We start from the raw sequence: 310 nt of genomic DNA, 5'->3' as shown, positions 1-310 counted from the left end.
TGAGATTTAAAAAAGGGTTTTATATTTGCACCCGCTTAACAAGGAAACGAGTTAAGAAAAGAAAAAGATAAGTTCATAAACATATTGAATTGACAGCGTAAGATTGGTATTGGAAACGATACTAATCAACAAAGAGAATAAGCCATTTTGAGTACCTTAGAGATATTCTTTTAGTTGTTAAAGATAATAGTGGAAACACTTAAAAATTTAACGATGAAGAGTTTGATCCTGGCTCAGGATGAACGCTAGCGGCAGGCCTAACACATGCAAGTCGAGGGGTAACATAGAGAAGCTTGCTTTTCTGATGACG

At 35.5% G+C, this 310-nt stretch carries 1 rRNA gene; it reads left to right on the top strand.

The features are described from left to right. Positions 1-210: 210 nt before the first annotated feature. Positions 211-310 (top strand): 16S ribosomal RNA (locus tag LG651_RS15690); the annotation flags it as partial.

The organism is Neotamlana sargassicola (assembly GCF_020523965.1).
Classification (GTDB): domain Bacteria; phylum Bacteroidota; class Bacteroidia; order Flavobacteriales; family Flavobacteriaceae; genus Neotamlana; species Neotamlana sargassicola.
The sequence above is the reverse complement of the archived record's forward strand: the minus strand, read 5'-3'. Positions and strand labels throughout refer to the sequence as shown.